This is a genomic window from Bacillus cereus group sp. MYBK14-1 (assembly GCF_051916885.1).
GTDB classification, from domain to species: domain Bacteria; phylum Bacillota; class Bacilli; order Bacillales; family Bacillaceae_G; genus Bacillus_A; species Bacillus_A cereus.
Genome location: NZ_JBQAHM010000007.1, coordinates 135,398 through 151,596 on the forward strand (window position 1 = coordinate 135,398; position 16,199 = coordinate 151,596).

A 16,199-nucleotide genomic window follows, 5' to 3' on the forward strand; every position below is an offset into this window, starting at 1 on the left:
GAAACTGACGTTAGTTTTTGTTCTTTTTTATGTAAATATGTATGAAAAATAGGCTATAATGATAAGACAAGAAGAGAGGGAAATACATATTATGAAAAACATTGATTCAGTACAAAATCCGCGTGTAAAGCAGTGGAAAAAGCTGCAAACGAAAAAAGAACGCGATAAAAAAGGTTTATTTTTTGTAGAAGGATTCCACTTAGTCGAGGAAGCTTTGAAGACAGGAATTGTAACAGAACTTATCGTTTCAGATCAGACAGACCTTCCGAAAGATTGGACAGTTAATGATGTGGAAATGTACATCGTACCTGAGGCGATTGTAAAAATACTTCGTGAAACAGAAACGACGCAAGGTGTATTTGCTGTTTGTGAGAAGCATGAGAAAGAAGTAGCTCTTACTGATGGGAAATTCCTTTTATTAGATGGCCTGCAAGACCCAGGTAATTTAGGAACAATTATTCGTACAGCTGATGCAGCTGGTATTCACGCCGTTGTGCTTGGAGAAGGTTGTGTTGATGTTTACAATAGTAAAGTACTCCGCTCTACACAAGGCTCTATTTTCCACTTACCAATTGTAAAAGGGAACTTAGAAGAATGGGTAGACAAGTTAAAAGAAAATAACGTTCCTGTATATGGAACAGCTCTTGAAAATGGAGTTCCGTATGGTGAAGTAACGCCGGCTGGCAGTTTTGCATTAATTGTAGGAAATGAAGGAAATGGCGTACGCCAAGAAATTCTTGCAAAAACGGATCAAAACTTGTATATTCCGATTTACGGCGGGGCAGAATCATTAAATGTTGCGGTTGCAGCAGGGATTTTAACGTATTATTTGCAAAGCCCGGTTGCGAACAAATAAAAAACTTCTTATAATAAGTTGAAGTACATTATATTAAAAGTTAAATAACGAAAAACGTTGATAGAGAAGAGTAGCTTACAAAATCGCCATATAGGGAGAGAATGTCGTAGACTGAAAGCATTCTTATGGTAGACGAAAGTGAATTCACCTCTGGAGTTGACGCCAGGACCATGTATATGTAAAGGCGTTCCGGTCAGAATTGATCGTTATAACTAATGAGTGGGCAGACATGTTCTGTCAATTTAGGGTGGTACCGCGAATTTACCTCGTCCCTTTTTGGGAGCGAGGTTTTTTTATTTTTAAAATTAGGAGGGTTCCAAAATGGAAGCACGTTTAAAAGAGCTAAAGCAAAAAGCGTTAGAGCTTATTGAAGAAGCGAAAGAGCTGAAAGGCTTAAACGACGTACGCGTAGCGTATTTAGGAAAAAAAGGTCCAATTACAGAAGTATTACGCGGCATGGGAAAATTATCAGCAGAAGAGCGTCCACGTATGGGAGCATTAGTAAATGAAGTACGTGAAGCGATTCAAACGCGTCTAGACGACAAAATTAGTAACTTAGAAAAAGCAGTAATTGAAGCGAAATTAGCTACTGAAACAATTGATGTTACATTGCCAGGTCGTCCTGTTGAAACAGGTTGTCACCATCCGTTAACGGCTGTTGTTGAGCAAATTGAAGATGTATTCATCGGTATGGGTTATGAAGTAGCTGAAGGAACAGAAGTAGAAAAAGACTACTACAACTTCGAAGCACTAAACTTACCGAAAGATCACCCAGCGCGTGATATGCAAGATACATTCTACATCACAGAAGAAACGTTACTACGTACACATACATCTTCTGTGCAAGCACGTACGATGGAAAATAATAAAGAAAAAGGCCCAATTAAAATTATTTGTCCTGGTAAAGTGTATCGCCGTGATGACGACGATGCGACGCATTCACATCAGTTCATGCAAATTGAAGGTCTTGTAATTGATAAAAACATTCGTATGAGTGACTTAAAAGGTACACTGCAAGTATTCGTGAAAAAGATGTTCGGTGAAGATCGTGAAATCCGTCTTCGTCCAAGTTTCTTCCCATTCACAGAGCCATCTGTAGAGATGGATATTTCTTGTATGATGTGTCATGGCAAAGGCTGCGGCACTTGTAAAGGAACTGGCTGGATTGAAATTCTAGGCGCAGGTATGGTTCACCCGAACGTACTTGAAATGGCTGGTTATGATTCAAAAGAATATCAAGGTTTCGCATTCGGTATGGGCGCAGAGCGTATCGCAATGTTGAAATACGGAGTAGATGACATTCGTCATTTCTATACAAATGATGTACGTTTCTTACAACAATTCAAACGAGCGTAAGGGAAGGAGAGGATAAGTATGTTCGTATCATATCGTTGGTTACAAGAGTATGTAGATATTAAAGATGTAACAGCACAAGAACTAGCAGACAAAATCACGAAAAGTGGTATTGAAGTAGAAGGCGTTGAAGTATTAAATAAAGGTGTAAAAGGTGTTGTAGTTGGTCACGTATTAGAATGTGAAAAACACCCAGAAGCTGATAAATTAAGCAAATGCTTAATCGATATCGGTGAAGAAGAGCCAGTTCAAATTATTTGTGGAGCTGCTAACATTGCAAAAGGTTTAAAAGTACCAGTTGCAAAAGTTGGAGCTGTACTTCCTGGTAACTTCAAAATCAAAAAAGCAAAACTACGCGGTGAAGCTTCTCACGGTATGGTTTGTGCTCTTCAAGAGCTTGGTATTGATGGGAAGTTAGTTTCAAAAGAATACGCAGATGGTATCTTCATCTTCCCAAGTGACGCTGAAGTTGGTGCAGATGCACTTGAAATTTTAAACTTACACGATGAAGTACTTGAGCTTGGCTTAACACCAAACCGTGCAGATTGCTTAAACATGTTAGGTGTTGCTTACGAAGTAGCTGCTATTTATGGCCGCGAAGTAAAACTTCCAGCTATCGACTTACAAGAAACAGCAGAAAAAACTTCTGATTATATTTCTGTAAGTGTAGAAGCGAAAGAAGAAAACCCATTATACATTGCAAAAATGGTTAAAAACGTAAAGATTGGTCCATCACCAATGTGGATGCAAACTCGTCTTATGGCAGCTGGCATTCGTCCAATTAGCAACGTAGTTGATATTACAAACTACATTTTAATGGAATACGGTCAACCGTTACATGCATTCGATTACGATAAATTAGGTTCAAAAGAAATCGTTGTTCGTCTTGCAAAAGAAGGCGAAAAAATTGAAACGTTAGATGATCAAGAGCGTACATTACAAAGCCACCACCTTGTAATTACAAACGGCACGAAAGCTTTAGCTGTTGCTGGTGTAATGGGCGGGGCGGATTCTGAAGTTACAAATGAGACAGTAAACGTTCTAATTGAGTCTGCATACTTTGCAGGTCAAACAGTACGTCGTACATCAAAAGACTTAGGTCTTCGTAGTGAATCAAGTGCACGTTTCGAAAAAGGAATCGACCCAACACGTACATTTGAAGCAATTCAACACGCAGCTGCTTTAATGGCGAAATATGCTGGCGGTGAAGCACTTGAAGGTGTAGTAGAAGCTGACAACTTACAAGTACAAGAGCGTACAGTATCTGTTACTGCTGAAAAAGTAAACCGTGTATTAGGTACAAATATTTCTGCGAGTGAAATGGGTACAATGTTCACAAACTTGAAATTCCCATTCACAGAAGTAGAAGGAACATTCCACGTGAATGTACCAGCACGTCGTCCTGATATTACAATTTCAGAAGACTTAGTAGAAGAAGTGGGCCGTCTATACGGTTATGACCACATTCCAGTTACATTACCTTCTGGAACGATGACTCGTGGTAAATTAACATCAGCACAAACGAAACGTCGTAAAGTACGCCGCTTCTTAGAGGGTGCTGGTTTATATGAAGCAATCACATATTCATTAACAAGCGCTGATAAAGCGAAACAATATATGGTTGAGCCAAACGAAAAGGCGCCTGTAGGTCTTGCACTTCCAATGAGTGAAGAACGTAGCCAACTTCGTTTAAGCTTAGTACCGCAATTACTAGAAGCAGTTTCATACAATGTCGCTCGTAAAAACGACAGCGTTGCTTTATACGAAGTAGGTTCTATCTTCTTACCGACAGAAGAAGGAGAACTTCCGAAAGAAGAACAACATCTTGCAGGTGTTATGACAGGTCTTGCTCTTCACCATGCATGGCAAGGTGAGAAGAAAGTAGTAGACTTCTTCGTTGTGAAAGGTGTACTAGAAGGACTATTCGACGTACTTGGCGTTGCAAACCAAATCACATATGCACCAGCAAAACGCGAAGGTATGCACCCAGGCCGTACAGCTGACATCGTATTAGATGGCGAAGTAATTGGTTTCATCGGTCAATTGCACCCAGAAGCAGAAAAACAATTAGATGTGAAAAATACATTCGTATTTGAATTATCTCTTGTAAAAGTATTCGGTGCAGACGCTGAAGAAACTTACTACGCAGCAATTCCACGTTTCCCATCTATGACACGTGACATGGCTGTTGTAGTAACAAAAGAAACAAAAGCTGGTGAAATGAAGCAAGTCATTGCTGAAGCTGGCGGAGAACTTCTGAAAGACGTAACACTATTCGACTTATACGAAGGTGAAAAAATGGAAGAAGGCAAGAAATCACTTGCATTCTCTATGACTTACTTCGATGCAGAACGTACATTAACAGACGAAGAAGTAACAGAAGCACATAACCGTGTACTAACAACGGTAGAAGAGAAATTCGGTGCGGAGTTACGTAAGTAATTAGAAAATTGCCGGATATATTCCGGCAATTTTTTTATTGGGTTAGTTGTCGGACACTGTCGGTAAGTCGATATATTACAAAAATCGCTCATATATTTTCCGACACCTTGCATCTTTCTCTCGAATGTAGTACATTAATTTTAGTTTAACAAAATGAAAGACGATGATAAGGAAAAGTAGTATATACTATAATCCAAAGCGAGTCAGGGACGGTGAGAGCCTGATGAGGCGGTATATGTGAAGAACACCTTGGAGTTGCTAACCGAAATTGAATCTTGTATTCAAGAGTAGACTTAGACGGGAATCCGGCCTGTTACAAACCGGGAAGTATGTATTACATACGAGTTAAAGTTGGTCTTTATGACAAATTGGGTGGTACCGCGAAGTTTAACCTTTCGTCCCTTTATGGATGAAAGGTTTTTTTGTATTTAAATATATGAGCAAAGGAGAATTTCACTATGGAAAACACATTAGTAAAAAGTCTGTATAGAGATACAGAAAAGTATGCAGATCAAACAGTACAAGTATCAGGGTGGATTCGTAACTTACGTGATTCAAAAGCATTTGGTTTCATCGAATTAAACGACGGTAGCTTCTTCAAAAGCGTTCAAATCGTTTTCGATACAGAATTAGAGAACTTCAAAGAAATTGCAAAACTTCCACTTAGCTCTTCAGTTAAAGTAGAAGGTAAAGTAATTGCAACGCCTGGAGCGAAGCAACCATTTGAAATTAAAGCAGAAAAAATTGATATCGAGGGCTTATCAGATTCTGATTACCCACTTCAAAAGAAGCGTCATACATTTGAATACTTACGTACAATCGCTCACTTACGTCCAAGAACAAATGCATTCTCTGCAACGTTCCGCGTACGTTCTATCGCAGCATTTGCGATTCACCAATTCTTCCAAGAGCGTGGATTCGTACATGTTCATACACCTATCATCACTGGTAGTGATACAGAAGGTGCTGGCGAAATGTTCCGCGTAACAACGCAAGATTTAAATAACCTACCAAAAGGTGAAGACGGAAAAGTTGATGAGTCAAAAGACTTCTTCGGTAAAGAAACAAACTTAACAGTAAGTGGACAGCTGAACGCTGAAGCTTATGCATTAGCATTCCGTGATGTATACACATTCGGACCTACATTCCGTGCGGAAAACTCAAACACAACTCGCCACGCTGCTGAGTTCTGGATGGTTGAGCCTGAGATTGCATTCGCTGAACTAGGGGACGTAATGAACCTTACAGAAGATATGCTGAAGTATGCAATGAAATACGTATTAGAGCATGCACCAGAAGAAATGGAATTCTTCAACAGCTTCGTTGATAAAACAGTTCTTGAGCGCATGAACAACGTAATTAACTCTGACTTCGGTCGCATCACTTATACAGAAGCAATTAAAGTGCTTCAAGAATCAGGTGCTGATTTCAAATACCCAGTAGAATGGGGAATTGACTTACAAACAGAGCACGAAAGATACTTATCAGAAGAAATCTTCAAACGCCCTGTATTCGTAACTGACTATCCGAAAGACATTAAAGCATTCTACATGCGTTTAAATGAAGACGGTAAAACAGTAGCTGCTACTGACCTTCTAGTGCCTGGCATCGGCGAATTAATCGGCGGAAGCCAACGTGAAGAAAGAATGGACGTTTTAGTAGACAGAATTAAAGAATTAGGTATGAACGAAGAGGATTACTGGTGGTACTTAGAACTTAGAAAATACGGCGGTACAAAACACGCTGGATTCGGTCTAGGTTTCGAGCGCTTCCTAATGTACATCACTGGCATGGCTAACATCCGTGACGTAATTCCATTCCCAAGAACTCCAGGTTCTTCTGAGTTCTAAAATGTGAAAAAAGCGAGAGGATTTCCTCTCGCTTTTTCTTTTGCATAGTTTATTACCCTGTAGCAAAAAGTAACGCGAAGGGGTGAATATAAATGAGTAAAAAAGTGAAAAAAGATCATTCAAGATCGGGCCTAGGTTCTCCAGAAGTAGAAGGACAAGGAACGACGACACATGAAACAGGTTCACATAAAGTACCTTCATCAAATAAGAAGCAGAAACGAAGCTAACATAAAAAAGGAGAGTCTTGGCGACTCTCCTTTTTTCATGTATTACATCTTCTTATCGTTAATTTCTTTTGTAATCTTATTTATGTCTTTGCCTAATCGATCTAAATAGAAAAACCACAGTAAACTCATGAACACGTAATAGATGGCCATCACGCCAAGATTATCAGATATATTTTCGAATGTGGATTTAGTAGTGAAAAAAGCTCCTCAAATGGTAGAAATAGTGAAGTAAGAAAGTGGGCCTACGAGGTGTACGAAAACATATAATATCTTTTTAACTTTTACAGCGTTCATATGAAAAACCTCCTTTTTCTAATCATACATTCAAGTTCCTCACAGAAGTGTTGTAGTTTTGCTGGATTATGTATTAACGAGCGAGCATCGTGTTTCCCGATAAATCTTCGAATCCGAAAGTTTAATAAGAAAGAGCGACCATAACGCTCTATTAGATCGTTGAACGCTCGTTGTTCACTTAGTAGCTGAATGTTTTCCCTAATTTCAAACTGCCTTTCGTGTGGATCGCCTAGTAAAATATTTAGAATCATTTGTAGAAGTAGCAATGGGGATCTCCTCCTATGTTAGAATAATCTGTATATTATAATTATAACAAAACTATAAGGACAATAGTAGGGTGAAACAAAAAACAGGAGTTTGTAGGCTCCTGTTTTTGTCGATACTATTTTAATAAGCGAAGCGCCTTCTCCGTATTAGCGAAATGCAGTTTCACAAACTCAGGTAATCGTTCTTTACCAAGCTTTTGAATTAATTTAGCAGCAGCGATATCAACTTGTTTACCAGCACCTTTTGGAAGTGGCATACCAGCTTTTTTACTTAGTTCGTCAAACTGTTTTACGAATGAGTAGCGAGCTAAAATGGAAGCGGCGGCAACAGCTAAATGAACACTTTCACCTTTCGTAGCGAAGTAAACATTTTCACGCTGTACCTGTTTTTGTTTTGCTAAATATTTATAGTATGTATCAGGTTGTGTGAATTGATCGATTAAGACGCCTTCAGGTTTTGTAGGTGCCATTTTAGCTAATAAGTTTGTAATAGCTTTATTATGTAGCAAGGCTTTTAACTTACCTTGGTTGTTTCCTTTATCAAATAGCTCGTTATATTTTTCGTTATGAAGGACAAGAGAGCTATAAGGAACAACGTGTAGAAGTTGTTTCGCAATGGCAGTAATTTGATCGTCATTTAAGTTTTTAGAGTCTTTTACACCAAGTTCTTTTAGTAGTGGAATTTGCTTTGCATCCACATATACAGCAACGACTGTCATCGGTCCGAAGAAATCACCAGTACCAACTTCATCAGACCCTACAATAGACATTGTACCGATGGAAGCAGGCGGTGCATAACGGTGTGAATCAACAGATTTTTTTGCAGCTGTTTTCGGTGTTTGAGAGACAGTTTGCCAACGAGAAGCTTCTGCTTCAGCGCGGCCTCCTTGGAACATTACTTTTCCAGATTTATACGCTGTAATCGTGCAAGATGGTACCTTTGCCATGAAGATCCCGCCTTGCGGAGTTTTCGGGCTAAGCGAATGTTTATATTGTTGTTTCATGTCTTCAATTACTGTAGAATTTGTTTGAATTACGATAGAATTTGACATAATGGTCGCCCCTTTTTTTATATTGTTATTTTTATCATATCGGATTGTTCTTTCTGTTTCCATATTATGAAGGTTCATGGTATGATAAACTTTAGGATTCTGTACGTGATTGGAGGCCGGTGAGTTGTCACAACAAAAGGGAAAGAAAAGTCGAATTAATGTAGAAATCTATGGTCAGCAATATTCAGTTGTTGGCGATGAAAGTACAAGTCATATCCGCATGGTAGCAGCGATTGTGGATGATAAAATGCGCGAACTCAATGCCAAGAATCCTTCGCTTGACACGAGTAGACTAGCGGTATTGACGGCGGTAAACGTCATACACGATTACATAAAATTAAAAGAAGAACATGAGAAATTGAAAGAAAGTATGACAAAAAAAGGAATGGAATAACATGATTGATATTATTATCATTTTACTGCTTGTTATGGGATTTTTCCTCGGCTTACGCAGAGGGTTTATTCTGCAACTTGTAAAGTTAACAAGCTTTATTATCGCATACCTTGTTGCATACTGGTACTGTAAAGATTTAGCGCCAGCACTTGCGAAATTTATTCCGTATCCATTTGATAAAAACGTATCTGTTCCAGAATGGATTGATGCAAATAATATTGAGACAGTATTTTATCAAGCGCTTGCGTTTATCATATTGTTTATTATCACTAAAATTGCACTTTCATTACTTGGTAATTTGTTAAATATGTTTGCAGAAATACCGGTTTTAAAGCAAGTAAATGCGTTTGCGGGGGCAATCCTCGGATTTTTAGAAGTATATATTATTTTGTTTGTCTTAATTATCATTGGAAACATTCTTCCGATTGAACAAGTACAAACACCATTACAAAAATCATCAATTAGCAAAATAATTGTAGACGATACACCGATTCTATCTGAAAAGGTGAAGGAACTATGGCAGACAGGTAGCAGAGTATAACTTCTCTTTTTTCGGAAAGAGAAGTTTTTTTCTATGAAAGAAAGGCGGGGCAATGATGAAAGTAAATAAAAAACAAGTTATCAAATTATTAGAGACAATCGGGCTTTTTATGGAATTAAAGGGCGCGAATCCATTTAAAATATCTGCATTTCGTAAAGCGGCAGCAGCATTAGAAAGTGATGATCGTAGTCTTTCTGAGATTGAAGATTTCACGAAGATTCCGGGCATTGGAAAAGGAACAGCAGCCGTTATACAAGAATATATAGAATTGGGAACATCTGAAGTATTACAAGAACTTGAAAAAGAAGTACCAAGTAGCTTATTGCCGTTATTAAAACTACCAGGTCTTGGTGGTAAAAAGGTGGCTAAGTTATATAAAGAGCTAGGCGTTATTGATATGGAGACGTTAAAAGCTGCTTGTGAGGAAAATAAAGTACAAGCTTTAGCTGGTTTCGGTAAGAAGACAGAAGAGAAAATATTAGAAGCAATCGATCAAGTAGGCTCTCGTCCAGAGCGTTTACCAATTGCGATGGTATTGCCTATTGCCGGGGAAATAGAGGAGAAATTGTCGAATATTGCTGAAGTAATTCGTTTCTCTCGCGCTGGTAGTTTGCGCCGTGTTCGTGAAACAGTGAAAGATTTAGATTTTATCATTGCAACGACAGAACCAGCAGCGGTACGTGAGCATTTACTACAATTTGATAATATGATTGAAGTAATAGCAAGTGGAGATACGAAAGTTTCTGTCCGTCTTCAATATGAATATGATATTTCAATTGATTTCCGTTTAGTAAAACCAGAAGAGTTTATTACAACTCTTCACCATTTCACAGGATCAAAAGATCATAACGTAAAAATGCGTCAAATCGCAAAAGATAAAGGCGAGAAAATTAGTGAGTACGGTGTAGAGAACTTGGAAACAGGTGAAGTGAAAACATTTGAGACTGAAGAAGACTTCTTTGCTCATTTCGGTTTGCCATTTATTCCGCCAGAAGTGCGTGAAGATGGAAAAGAAATTGAATTAATTAAAGAGTATCCGAACTTAATTCAGTTTTCCGATATACAAGGTGATTTACATATGCATACAACTTGGAGTGACGGTGCTTTTTCTATTGAAGAAATGGTACAAGCGTGCCGTGCTCGTGGATATAAGTTTATGGCGATTACTGATCACTCGCAATACTTAAAAGTGGCGAACGGTTTAACGAAAGAGCGTCTTCGTGAGCAAGCGAAAGAAATTGAACGTATGAATGAAAAGTATCCAGACATTACAATTTTACGCGGAATTGAAATGGACATTTTACCAGATGCCTCGCTTGATTTTGATGATGAAGTATTAGCAGAATTAGATTATGTCATTGGAGCGATTCACTCTAGCTTCTCACAAGACCGTGAAACGATTATGAAGCGTCTACGTACTGCACTTGAGAATAAACATGTCACAATGATTGCCCATCCTACAGGACGTCTTCTCGGGCGTCGTGAGGGTTATGATGTAGATACAGATTTATTAATTGAACTAGCAAAAGAGACAAATACAGTTTTAGAATTAAATGCGAATCCGAACCGTCTAGATTTAAGCGCGAAATTATTAAAACAAGCACAAGATGCTGGTGTGAAAGTAGCGATTAATACGGATGCTCATACGCTTGAAATGTTAGAAGATATGGAAACAGGTGTAGCAGCAGCACGTAAAGGTTGGATTCAAAAAGATAACGTGATTAACACGTGGGATATTGAACGTTTATTAGACTATATTAAACGTAATAAGTAATACAAGGGGGACCTGCAACATGTTAGAAAGAACGTTGCGTGTATTAGAATACAATAAAGTAAAAGAACAATTACTTGAACATACAGCATCTTCACTTGGTCGTGACAAAGTGAAGCATTTAGTGCCGAGCACTGATTTTGAAGAAATTGTAGAAATGCAAGATACAACGGATGAAGCAGCGAAAGTTATTCGTTTAAAAGGTAGTGCACCATTAGGTGGTATTACGGATATTCGCTCAAATGTGAAGCGTGCAAAAATTGGGAGTATGTTAAGTCCAAATGAATTACTTGATATTGCAAATACGATGTATGGTAGTCGTAATATGAAACGCTTCATTGAAGATATGGCTGATAACGGTGTCGAGCTTCCGATTTTAGAAACTCACGTCGCTCAAATTGTATCTTTATATGATTTAGAAAAGAAAATTACAAATTGCATCGGTGACGGCGGTGAAGTAGTCGATAGCGCAAGTGATAAACTGCGTGGTATTCGTACTCAAATTCGTACTGCGGAAAGTCGTATTCGTGAAAAGTTAGAAAATATGACGCGCTCTTCAAACGCGCAAAAGATGCTGTCTGATTCGATTGTAACGATTCGTAACGAACGTTACGTAATCCCAGTAAAACAAGAATATCGCGGCGTATATGGTGGTATTGTTCACGATCAATCGGCTTCTGGACAAACGTTATTTATTGAGCCACAAGTCATTGTAGAATTAAATAATGCACTGCAAGAAGCACGTGTGAAAGAAAAACAAGAAATCGAACGCATCTTATTAATGTTAACAGAAGAAGTGGCAGTAGAAGCGGATATCGTTTTATCAAACGTAGAAGTAGTTGCAAATCTTGATTTCATCTTTGCGAAAGCTTTTTATGCGAAGCGAATTAAAGCGACAAAGCCGATTGTAAATAACGAGCGTTACATGGACTTAAGACAAGCACGCCATCCGCTTATCGATCCAGAAATAATCGTGCCAAATAACATTATGTTAGGTAAAGATTTCACGACAATTGTTATTACAGGACCGAATACAGGTGGTAAAACAGTTACGCTGAAAACAGTTGGTATTTGTGTGTTAATGGCGCAATCTGGCCTTCACATTCCAGTAATGGATGAGTCAGAGATTTGTGTATTCAAAAATATCTTTGCTGATATCGGTGATGAGCAATCGATTGAACAGAGTTTAAGTACGTTCTCCTCACATATGGTGAACATCGTTGATATTTTAGAAAAAGCTGATTTTGAAAGCTTAGTTTTATTCGATGAATTAGGTGCTGGAACAGACCCGCAAGAAGGGGCTGCACTTGCCATTTCAATTTTAGATGAAGTATGTAATCGGGGTGCTCGCGTTGTTGCAACGACGCATTATCCAGAATTAAAAGCATACGGATATAACCGTGAGCAAGTTATTAATGCGAGTGTTGAGTTTGATGTAAATACATTAAGTCCAACTTATAAATTATTAATCGGTGTACCAGGCCGTAGTAATGCCTTTGAAATTTCGAAACGTCTTGGATTATCTGATCGCGTTATTGAGCAAGCACGCAATCACATTAGTACAGATACGAATAAAATTGAAAATATGATTGCGAAGTTAGAAGAAAGCCAGAAGAACGCAGAGCGTGACTGGAACGAAGCAGAAGCGCTTCGCAAACAATCTGAGAAACTTCATCGTGAGTTGCAACGTCAAATTATTGAATTTAACGAAGATCGTGATGAACGATTATTAAAAGCGCAAAAAGAAGGAGAAGAAAAAGTCGAAGCTGCAAAGAAAGAAGCAGAAGGCATTATTCAAGAACTTCGTCAATTGCGTAAAGCACAGCTTGCAAATGTGAAAGACCACGAGCTAATTGAAGCGAAGAGTCGTCTAGAAGGCGCAGCGCCAGAGCTTGTTAAGAAACAAAAAGTAAATGTGAAAAATACTGCACCGAAACAACAGTTACGTGCAGGTGATGAAGTGAAAGTATTAACGTTCGGTCAAAAAGGTCAACTACTTGAAAAAGTAAGCGATACAGAGTGGAGCGTACAAATCGGTATTCTGAAGATGAAAGTGAAAGAATCTAATATGGAATACATTAACACACCGAAGCAAACAGAGAAAAAAGCAGTTGCAACGGTAAAAGGTAGAGACTATCACGTTTCATTAGAACTTGATCTTCGTGGTGAACGATTTGAAAATGCAATGGCGCGCGTTGAGAAATACTTAGACGATGCCCAGCTTGCAAGCTATCCTCGCGTATCAATCATTCACGGTAAAGGGACAGGAGCACTTCGCCAAGGTGTACAAGATTACTTGAAGAAGCATCGCGGTGTAAAAACCTTCCGTTACGGTGACATGGGCGAGGGAGGCCTAGGCGTAACAGTTGTCGAATTAAAATAGAAAACAACGAAACAAAGGGGAAACCATTATATGTTTATGGACAAACTTGCAAAAGTATTGTTAGCTTGTTGTGGAATATTTTTGGTGATTGGGGTTATTTATTTAGTTGTTTTTGCGAAGTGAAAAAGCGTCAATCGTGGCAGAATGATATTGCCATAGATTGACGCTTTTAATATATGTGAAAAGGAATAGAACATGAAAATCAACCAATACATAAGCGAAGCAAAATTATGCTCCAGACGTGAAACAGATCGTCTCATTAAAGCTGGACGCGTGGCTATTAACGGCGAAATATGTACGCACGGTGCACTCGTAAGCGATGGTGATAGGGTAACGATTGATGGGCAAGTTATTGTAAAAGAAGAGAAAGAAAAAGTGTATATCGCATTTCATAAACCAGTCGGAATTACTTGTACAGCAGCCGATCATATTGAAGATAATATTATTGATTATATCAATTACCCAGAGCGAATCTTTCCAGTTGGGCGATTAGATAAAGCATCAGAAGGACTTATTTTATTAACGAATGACGGCGGCATTGCGAATCAAATTTTACATGGTGATCATGAGCACGAGAAAGAATATGTTGTCACAGTCGATAAACCTTTTACGGACTGGTTTATTGATGAGATGTCCCGCGGTGTAAAGATTAAAGATGGAATGACGAAGCCGTGCAAAGTGACAAGAGTCGATCAATCAACATTTCGTATCGTTTTAACGCAAGGAATGAACAGGCAAATTCGTAGAATGAGTCGTGCTTTCGGATTTACTGTAATAAAGCTAAAGCGAGTACGCATTATGAATATAGAGCTAAATGAGCTTGAAGTTGGAAAGTGGCGGAGCGTTACAGCTGAAGAGTTAGAAATTTTAATAGGGCAGTTATAGGGAGGAAAAATTTTCTCCCTATATTTTTTTGTCAGAAAAAATAAAACTATTGATTTTTTAAAAAATAGCCCATATAATAAAAAACAACAAGTTTCGACAAGATATTTTATAAAAGTAATGATGAGGACATGAGTTGTATTTTACGATTCTCAGAGAGGGAAGCCTTAGGCTGTGAGCTTCCTAATACGAAAAGACAAGCTTACCACCTCTAAACTTCAAGAGTGAACTGCATACATGATGCATTGTAATTCTTGGCGGATAAAACCGTTATCAATTTACACGAGCTATAAAATGAGCTTATTTCGTTATAAATTCATTTTATTAGAATAAGGGTGGAACCACGATTTCAACACTCGTCCCTTTATTAGGGACGGGTGTTTTTTGCGTTCTTTTACGGGGAAGTATGCTTGAAAGAGGATATGTGACGGATTTTAATTCAGAATATTTTGTTAATTTATTATTTTAGGAGGTTAGTAGAAATGAAATCATCTTTAAAGTTTTCAGAGATGTTTGCAATAAGTTTAATGTTATTTGCACTGTTTTTTGGTGCGGGTAATATGATTTTTCCACCAGCATTAGGACAAGGCGCTGGAACAGACGTATGGATTGCGTTGTTTGGTTTTATCGTAACAGGCGTTGGACTACCTTTATTAGGAGTAATTGTTATAGCTTTAAAGGGAGATATTAATGAGCTAGCAGGACGTGTACATCCTATATTCGCACTTGTTTTTATCACTGCAATTTATTTATGTTTAGGCGTATTCGTAAGTGTGCCGCGTACAGGAACAGTAGCTTATGAGATGAGTATTGCACCGTTTTTACCAAGTGAGATAGCTGGTCAGTCATATCCACTTGTTATCTTTACACTTATTTTCTTTGCAGTCACTTTCTATTTAGCTTTAAATCCTTCGAAATTAGTGGGTCGTATTGGTAAAGTGCTAACTCCAATATTATTAGCTGTTATTGCAATTATCGTAGGTAAAGCACTTATTACACCAATTGGAGAATTTGGTGCACCGACAGAAGCGTATAGTGCTCCTCTCTTTAAAGGATTTATTGATGGATATTTAACTTTAGATGGACTTGCGGCACTGGTATTCGGAAATGTTGTAATTCATGCGTTAAAAGAAAAAGGCATTACAAATAAAAACAGTATTGCAAAAGTAACAATCTTTGCAGGATTTATTGCAGCGCTTGGTCTACTACTTGTGTATTTAGCACTTGCTTATCTTGGAGCTTCTAGTGTGTCACTTGGAATGGGCGCAAACGGAGGAATTATTTTAACAAATGTCGTGAATCATTTATTTGGTAGCTACGGAACTTTATTACTAGGGATCGCAATTACAGCAGCATGTTTAACAACTTCTGTAGGTATTGTTGCAGCTTGTGGTGATTACTTCTCTTCCTTATTACCAAAGCTTTCTTATCAAAAAGTCGTTTTCATTTTCTGTGTATTAGCATTTATGGTAGCAAACCTTGGGTTAACTCAGTTAAATGCATTAGCATTACCAATCTTAATCGCAATTTATCCAATTGGAATCGTACTTATCGTATTATCACTTGTTGAAAACTACGTTCGTCTTCCATTAGCGATGTATGTGGGCGGGATTGTAGGAGCATTTGCAATAAGTTTCTTTGATGGGTTACACAATGCAAACCTTCAAATTGCAGCGCTAGCACCTATTTTAGATAAGATTCCATTATATAGTGTAGGAATTGGTTGGTTAGTTCCAGGTATAATCGGTATAGGATTTGGTTATATAGTTTCTAAGTTTCAAAAGCAGGAAATTGCTGTAGAAAAATAGAGAAAAGAGGCTTTCTATAATAGAAAGTCTCTTTTTTTGTAAAAAAAGCCGCATATAGAGAAATTTAGATATTAAAAATT

General features: G+C 38.1%; 13 protein-coding genes, 1 pseudogene and 3 other annotated features. Of the genes and pseudogenes, 11 read left to right on the forward strand and 3 right to left on the reverse strand.

Annotated elements, in window-relative coordinates; all coding sequences use genetic code 11:
- The first annotated feature begins 58 nt into the window (after positions 1–58).
- The 5 genes from ACTFR3_RS19035 (at position 59) to ACTFR3_RS19055 (ending at position 6,728) form a co-directional block, all read left to right on the forward strand.
- Positions 59–856, forward strand: coding sequence for a TrmH family RNA methyltransferase (locus tag ACTFR3_RS19035; protein WP_002026395.1), 798 nt, complete (start codon positions 59–61; stop codon positions 854–856).
- 48 nt (positions 857–904) lie between these two features.
- Positions 905–1,133: a binding site (T-box leader), on the forward strand.
- A 44-nt stretch (positions 1,134–1,177) separates the two neighbouring features.
- Positions 1,178–2,212, forward strand: coding sequence for a phenylalanine--tRNA ligase subunit alpha (gene pheS, locus ACTFR3_RS19040; RefSeq protein ID WP_000388219.1), 1,035 nt, complete (start codon positions 1,178–1,180; stop codon positions 2,210–2,212).
- 18 nt (positions 2,213–2,230) lie between these two features.
- The gene (gene pheT, locus ACTFR3_RS19045) at positions 2,231–4,651 is read left to right on the forward strand and encodes a phenylalanine--tRNA ligase subunit beta (protein ID WP_000498186.1); all 2,421 of its coding nucleotides are present in this window, start codon (positions 2,231–2,233) and stop codon (positions 4,649–4,651) included.
- Positions 4,652–4,805: 154 nt separating this feature from the next.
- Positions 4,806–5,057: a binding site (T-box leader), on the forward strand.
- A 52-nt stretch (positions 5,058–5,109) separates the two neighbouring features.
- Complete coding sequence (asnS, locus tag ACTFR3_RS19050) at positions 5,110–6,501, forward strand: asparagine--tRNA ligase (RefSeq protein ID WP_000432177.1); 1,392 nt, start codon at positions 5,110–5,112, stop codon at positions 6,499–6,501.
- A 92-nt stretch (positions 6,502–6,593) separates the two neighbouring features.
- Entirely contained in the window at positions 6,594–6,728 is a 135-nt protein-coding gene (locus tag ACTFR3_RS19055; protein WP_000039588.1) for a YuzL family protein, read from the forward strand.
- Positions 6,729–6,770: 42 nt separating this feature from the next.
- Here the strand turns inward: ACTFR3_RS19055 and ACTFR3_RS19060 are convergent.
- From ACTFR3_RS19060 to rnhC, 3 genes and pseudogenes are all read right to left on the reverse strand, one after another.
- Positions 6,771–7,022: pseudogene (locus ACTFR3_RS19060) on the reverse strand (hypothetical protein).
- Positions 7,019–7,288 (reverse strand): hypothetical protein, encoded by a 270-nt coding sequence (locus tag ACTFR3_RS19065; RefSeq protein ID WP_000925539.1) that lies wholly within the window; start codon positions 7,286–7,288, stop codon positions 7,019–7,021. Before ACTFR3_RS19065 ends, ACTFR3_RS19060 begins: the two are co-directional and overlap by 4 nt.
- A 116-nt stretch (positions 7,289–7,404) precedes the next feature.
- Positions 7,405–8,340 carry a ribonuclease HIII gene (rnhC, locus tag ACTFR3_RS19070; RefSeq protein ID WP_033695585.1) on the reverse strand — a complete coding sequence of 312 codons (936 nt, stop codon included), beginning with the start codon at positions 8,338–8,340 and terminating at the stop codon, positions 7,405–7,407.
- Between the two features lie 124 nt (positions 8,341–8,464).
- Between rnhC and zapA the strand changes: the two genes are divergently transcribed.
- From zapA to brnQ6, 6 genes are all read left to right on the forward strand, one after another.
- A complete protein-coding gene (gene zapA / locus ACTFR3_RS19075) occupies positions 8,465–8,734 on the forward strand; it encodes a cell division protein ZapA (protein WP_000082701.1) in 270 nt (89 codons plus the stop codon).
- A 1-nt stretch (position 8,735) separates the two neighbouring features.
- Positions 8,736–9,275, forward strand: coding sequence for a CvpA family protein (locus ACTFR3_RS19080; RefSeq protein ID WP_000565409.1), 540 nt, complete (start codon positions 8,736–8,738; stop codon positions 9,273–9,275).
- A 55-nt stretch (positions 9,276–9,330) separates the two neighbouring features.
- On the forward strand, positions 9,331–11,049 hold the full coding sequence (polX, locus tag ACTFR3_RS19085) for a DNA polymerase/3'-5' exonuclease PolX (RefSeq protein ID WP_139846864.1): 1,719 nt from the start codon (positions 9,331–9,333) through the stop codon (positions 11,047–11,049).
- A 19-nt stretch (positions 11,050–11,068) separates the two neighbouring features.
- Positions 11,069–13,429 carry an endonuclease MutS2 gene (locus tag ACTFR3_RS19090; protein ID WP_000893715.1) on the forward strand — a complete coding sequence of 787 codons (2,361 nt, stop codon included), beginning with the start codon at positions 11,069–11,071 and terminating at the stop codon, positions 13,427–13,429.
- 195 nt (positions 13,430–13,624) lie between these two features.
- Positions 13,625–14,314 (forward strand): 23S rRNA pseudouridine(2604) synthase RluF, encoded by a 690-nt coding sequence (locus tag ACTFR3_RS19095; RefSeq protein ID WP_000700716.1) that lies wholly within the window; start codon positions 13,625–13,627, stop codon positions 14,312–14,314.
- A 108-nt stretch (positions 14,315–14,422) separates the two neighbouring features.
- Positions 14,423–14,678: a binding site (T-box leader), on the forward strand.
- A 115-nt stretch (positions 14,679–14,793) separates the two neighbouring features.
- Positions 14,794–16,119, forward strand: a complete 1,326-nt coding sequence (gene brnQ6, locus ACTFR3_RS19100; RefSeq protein ID WP_000842635.1) for a branched-chain amino acid transport system II carrier protein BrnQ6 — start codon at positions 14,794–14,796, stop codon at positions 16,117–16,119.
- Positions 16,120–16,199: the final 80 nt, after the last annotated feature.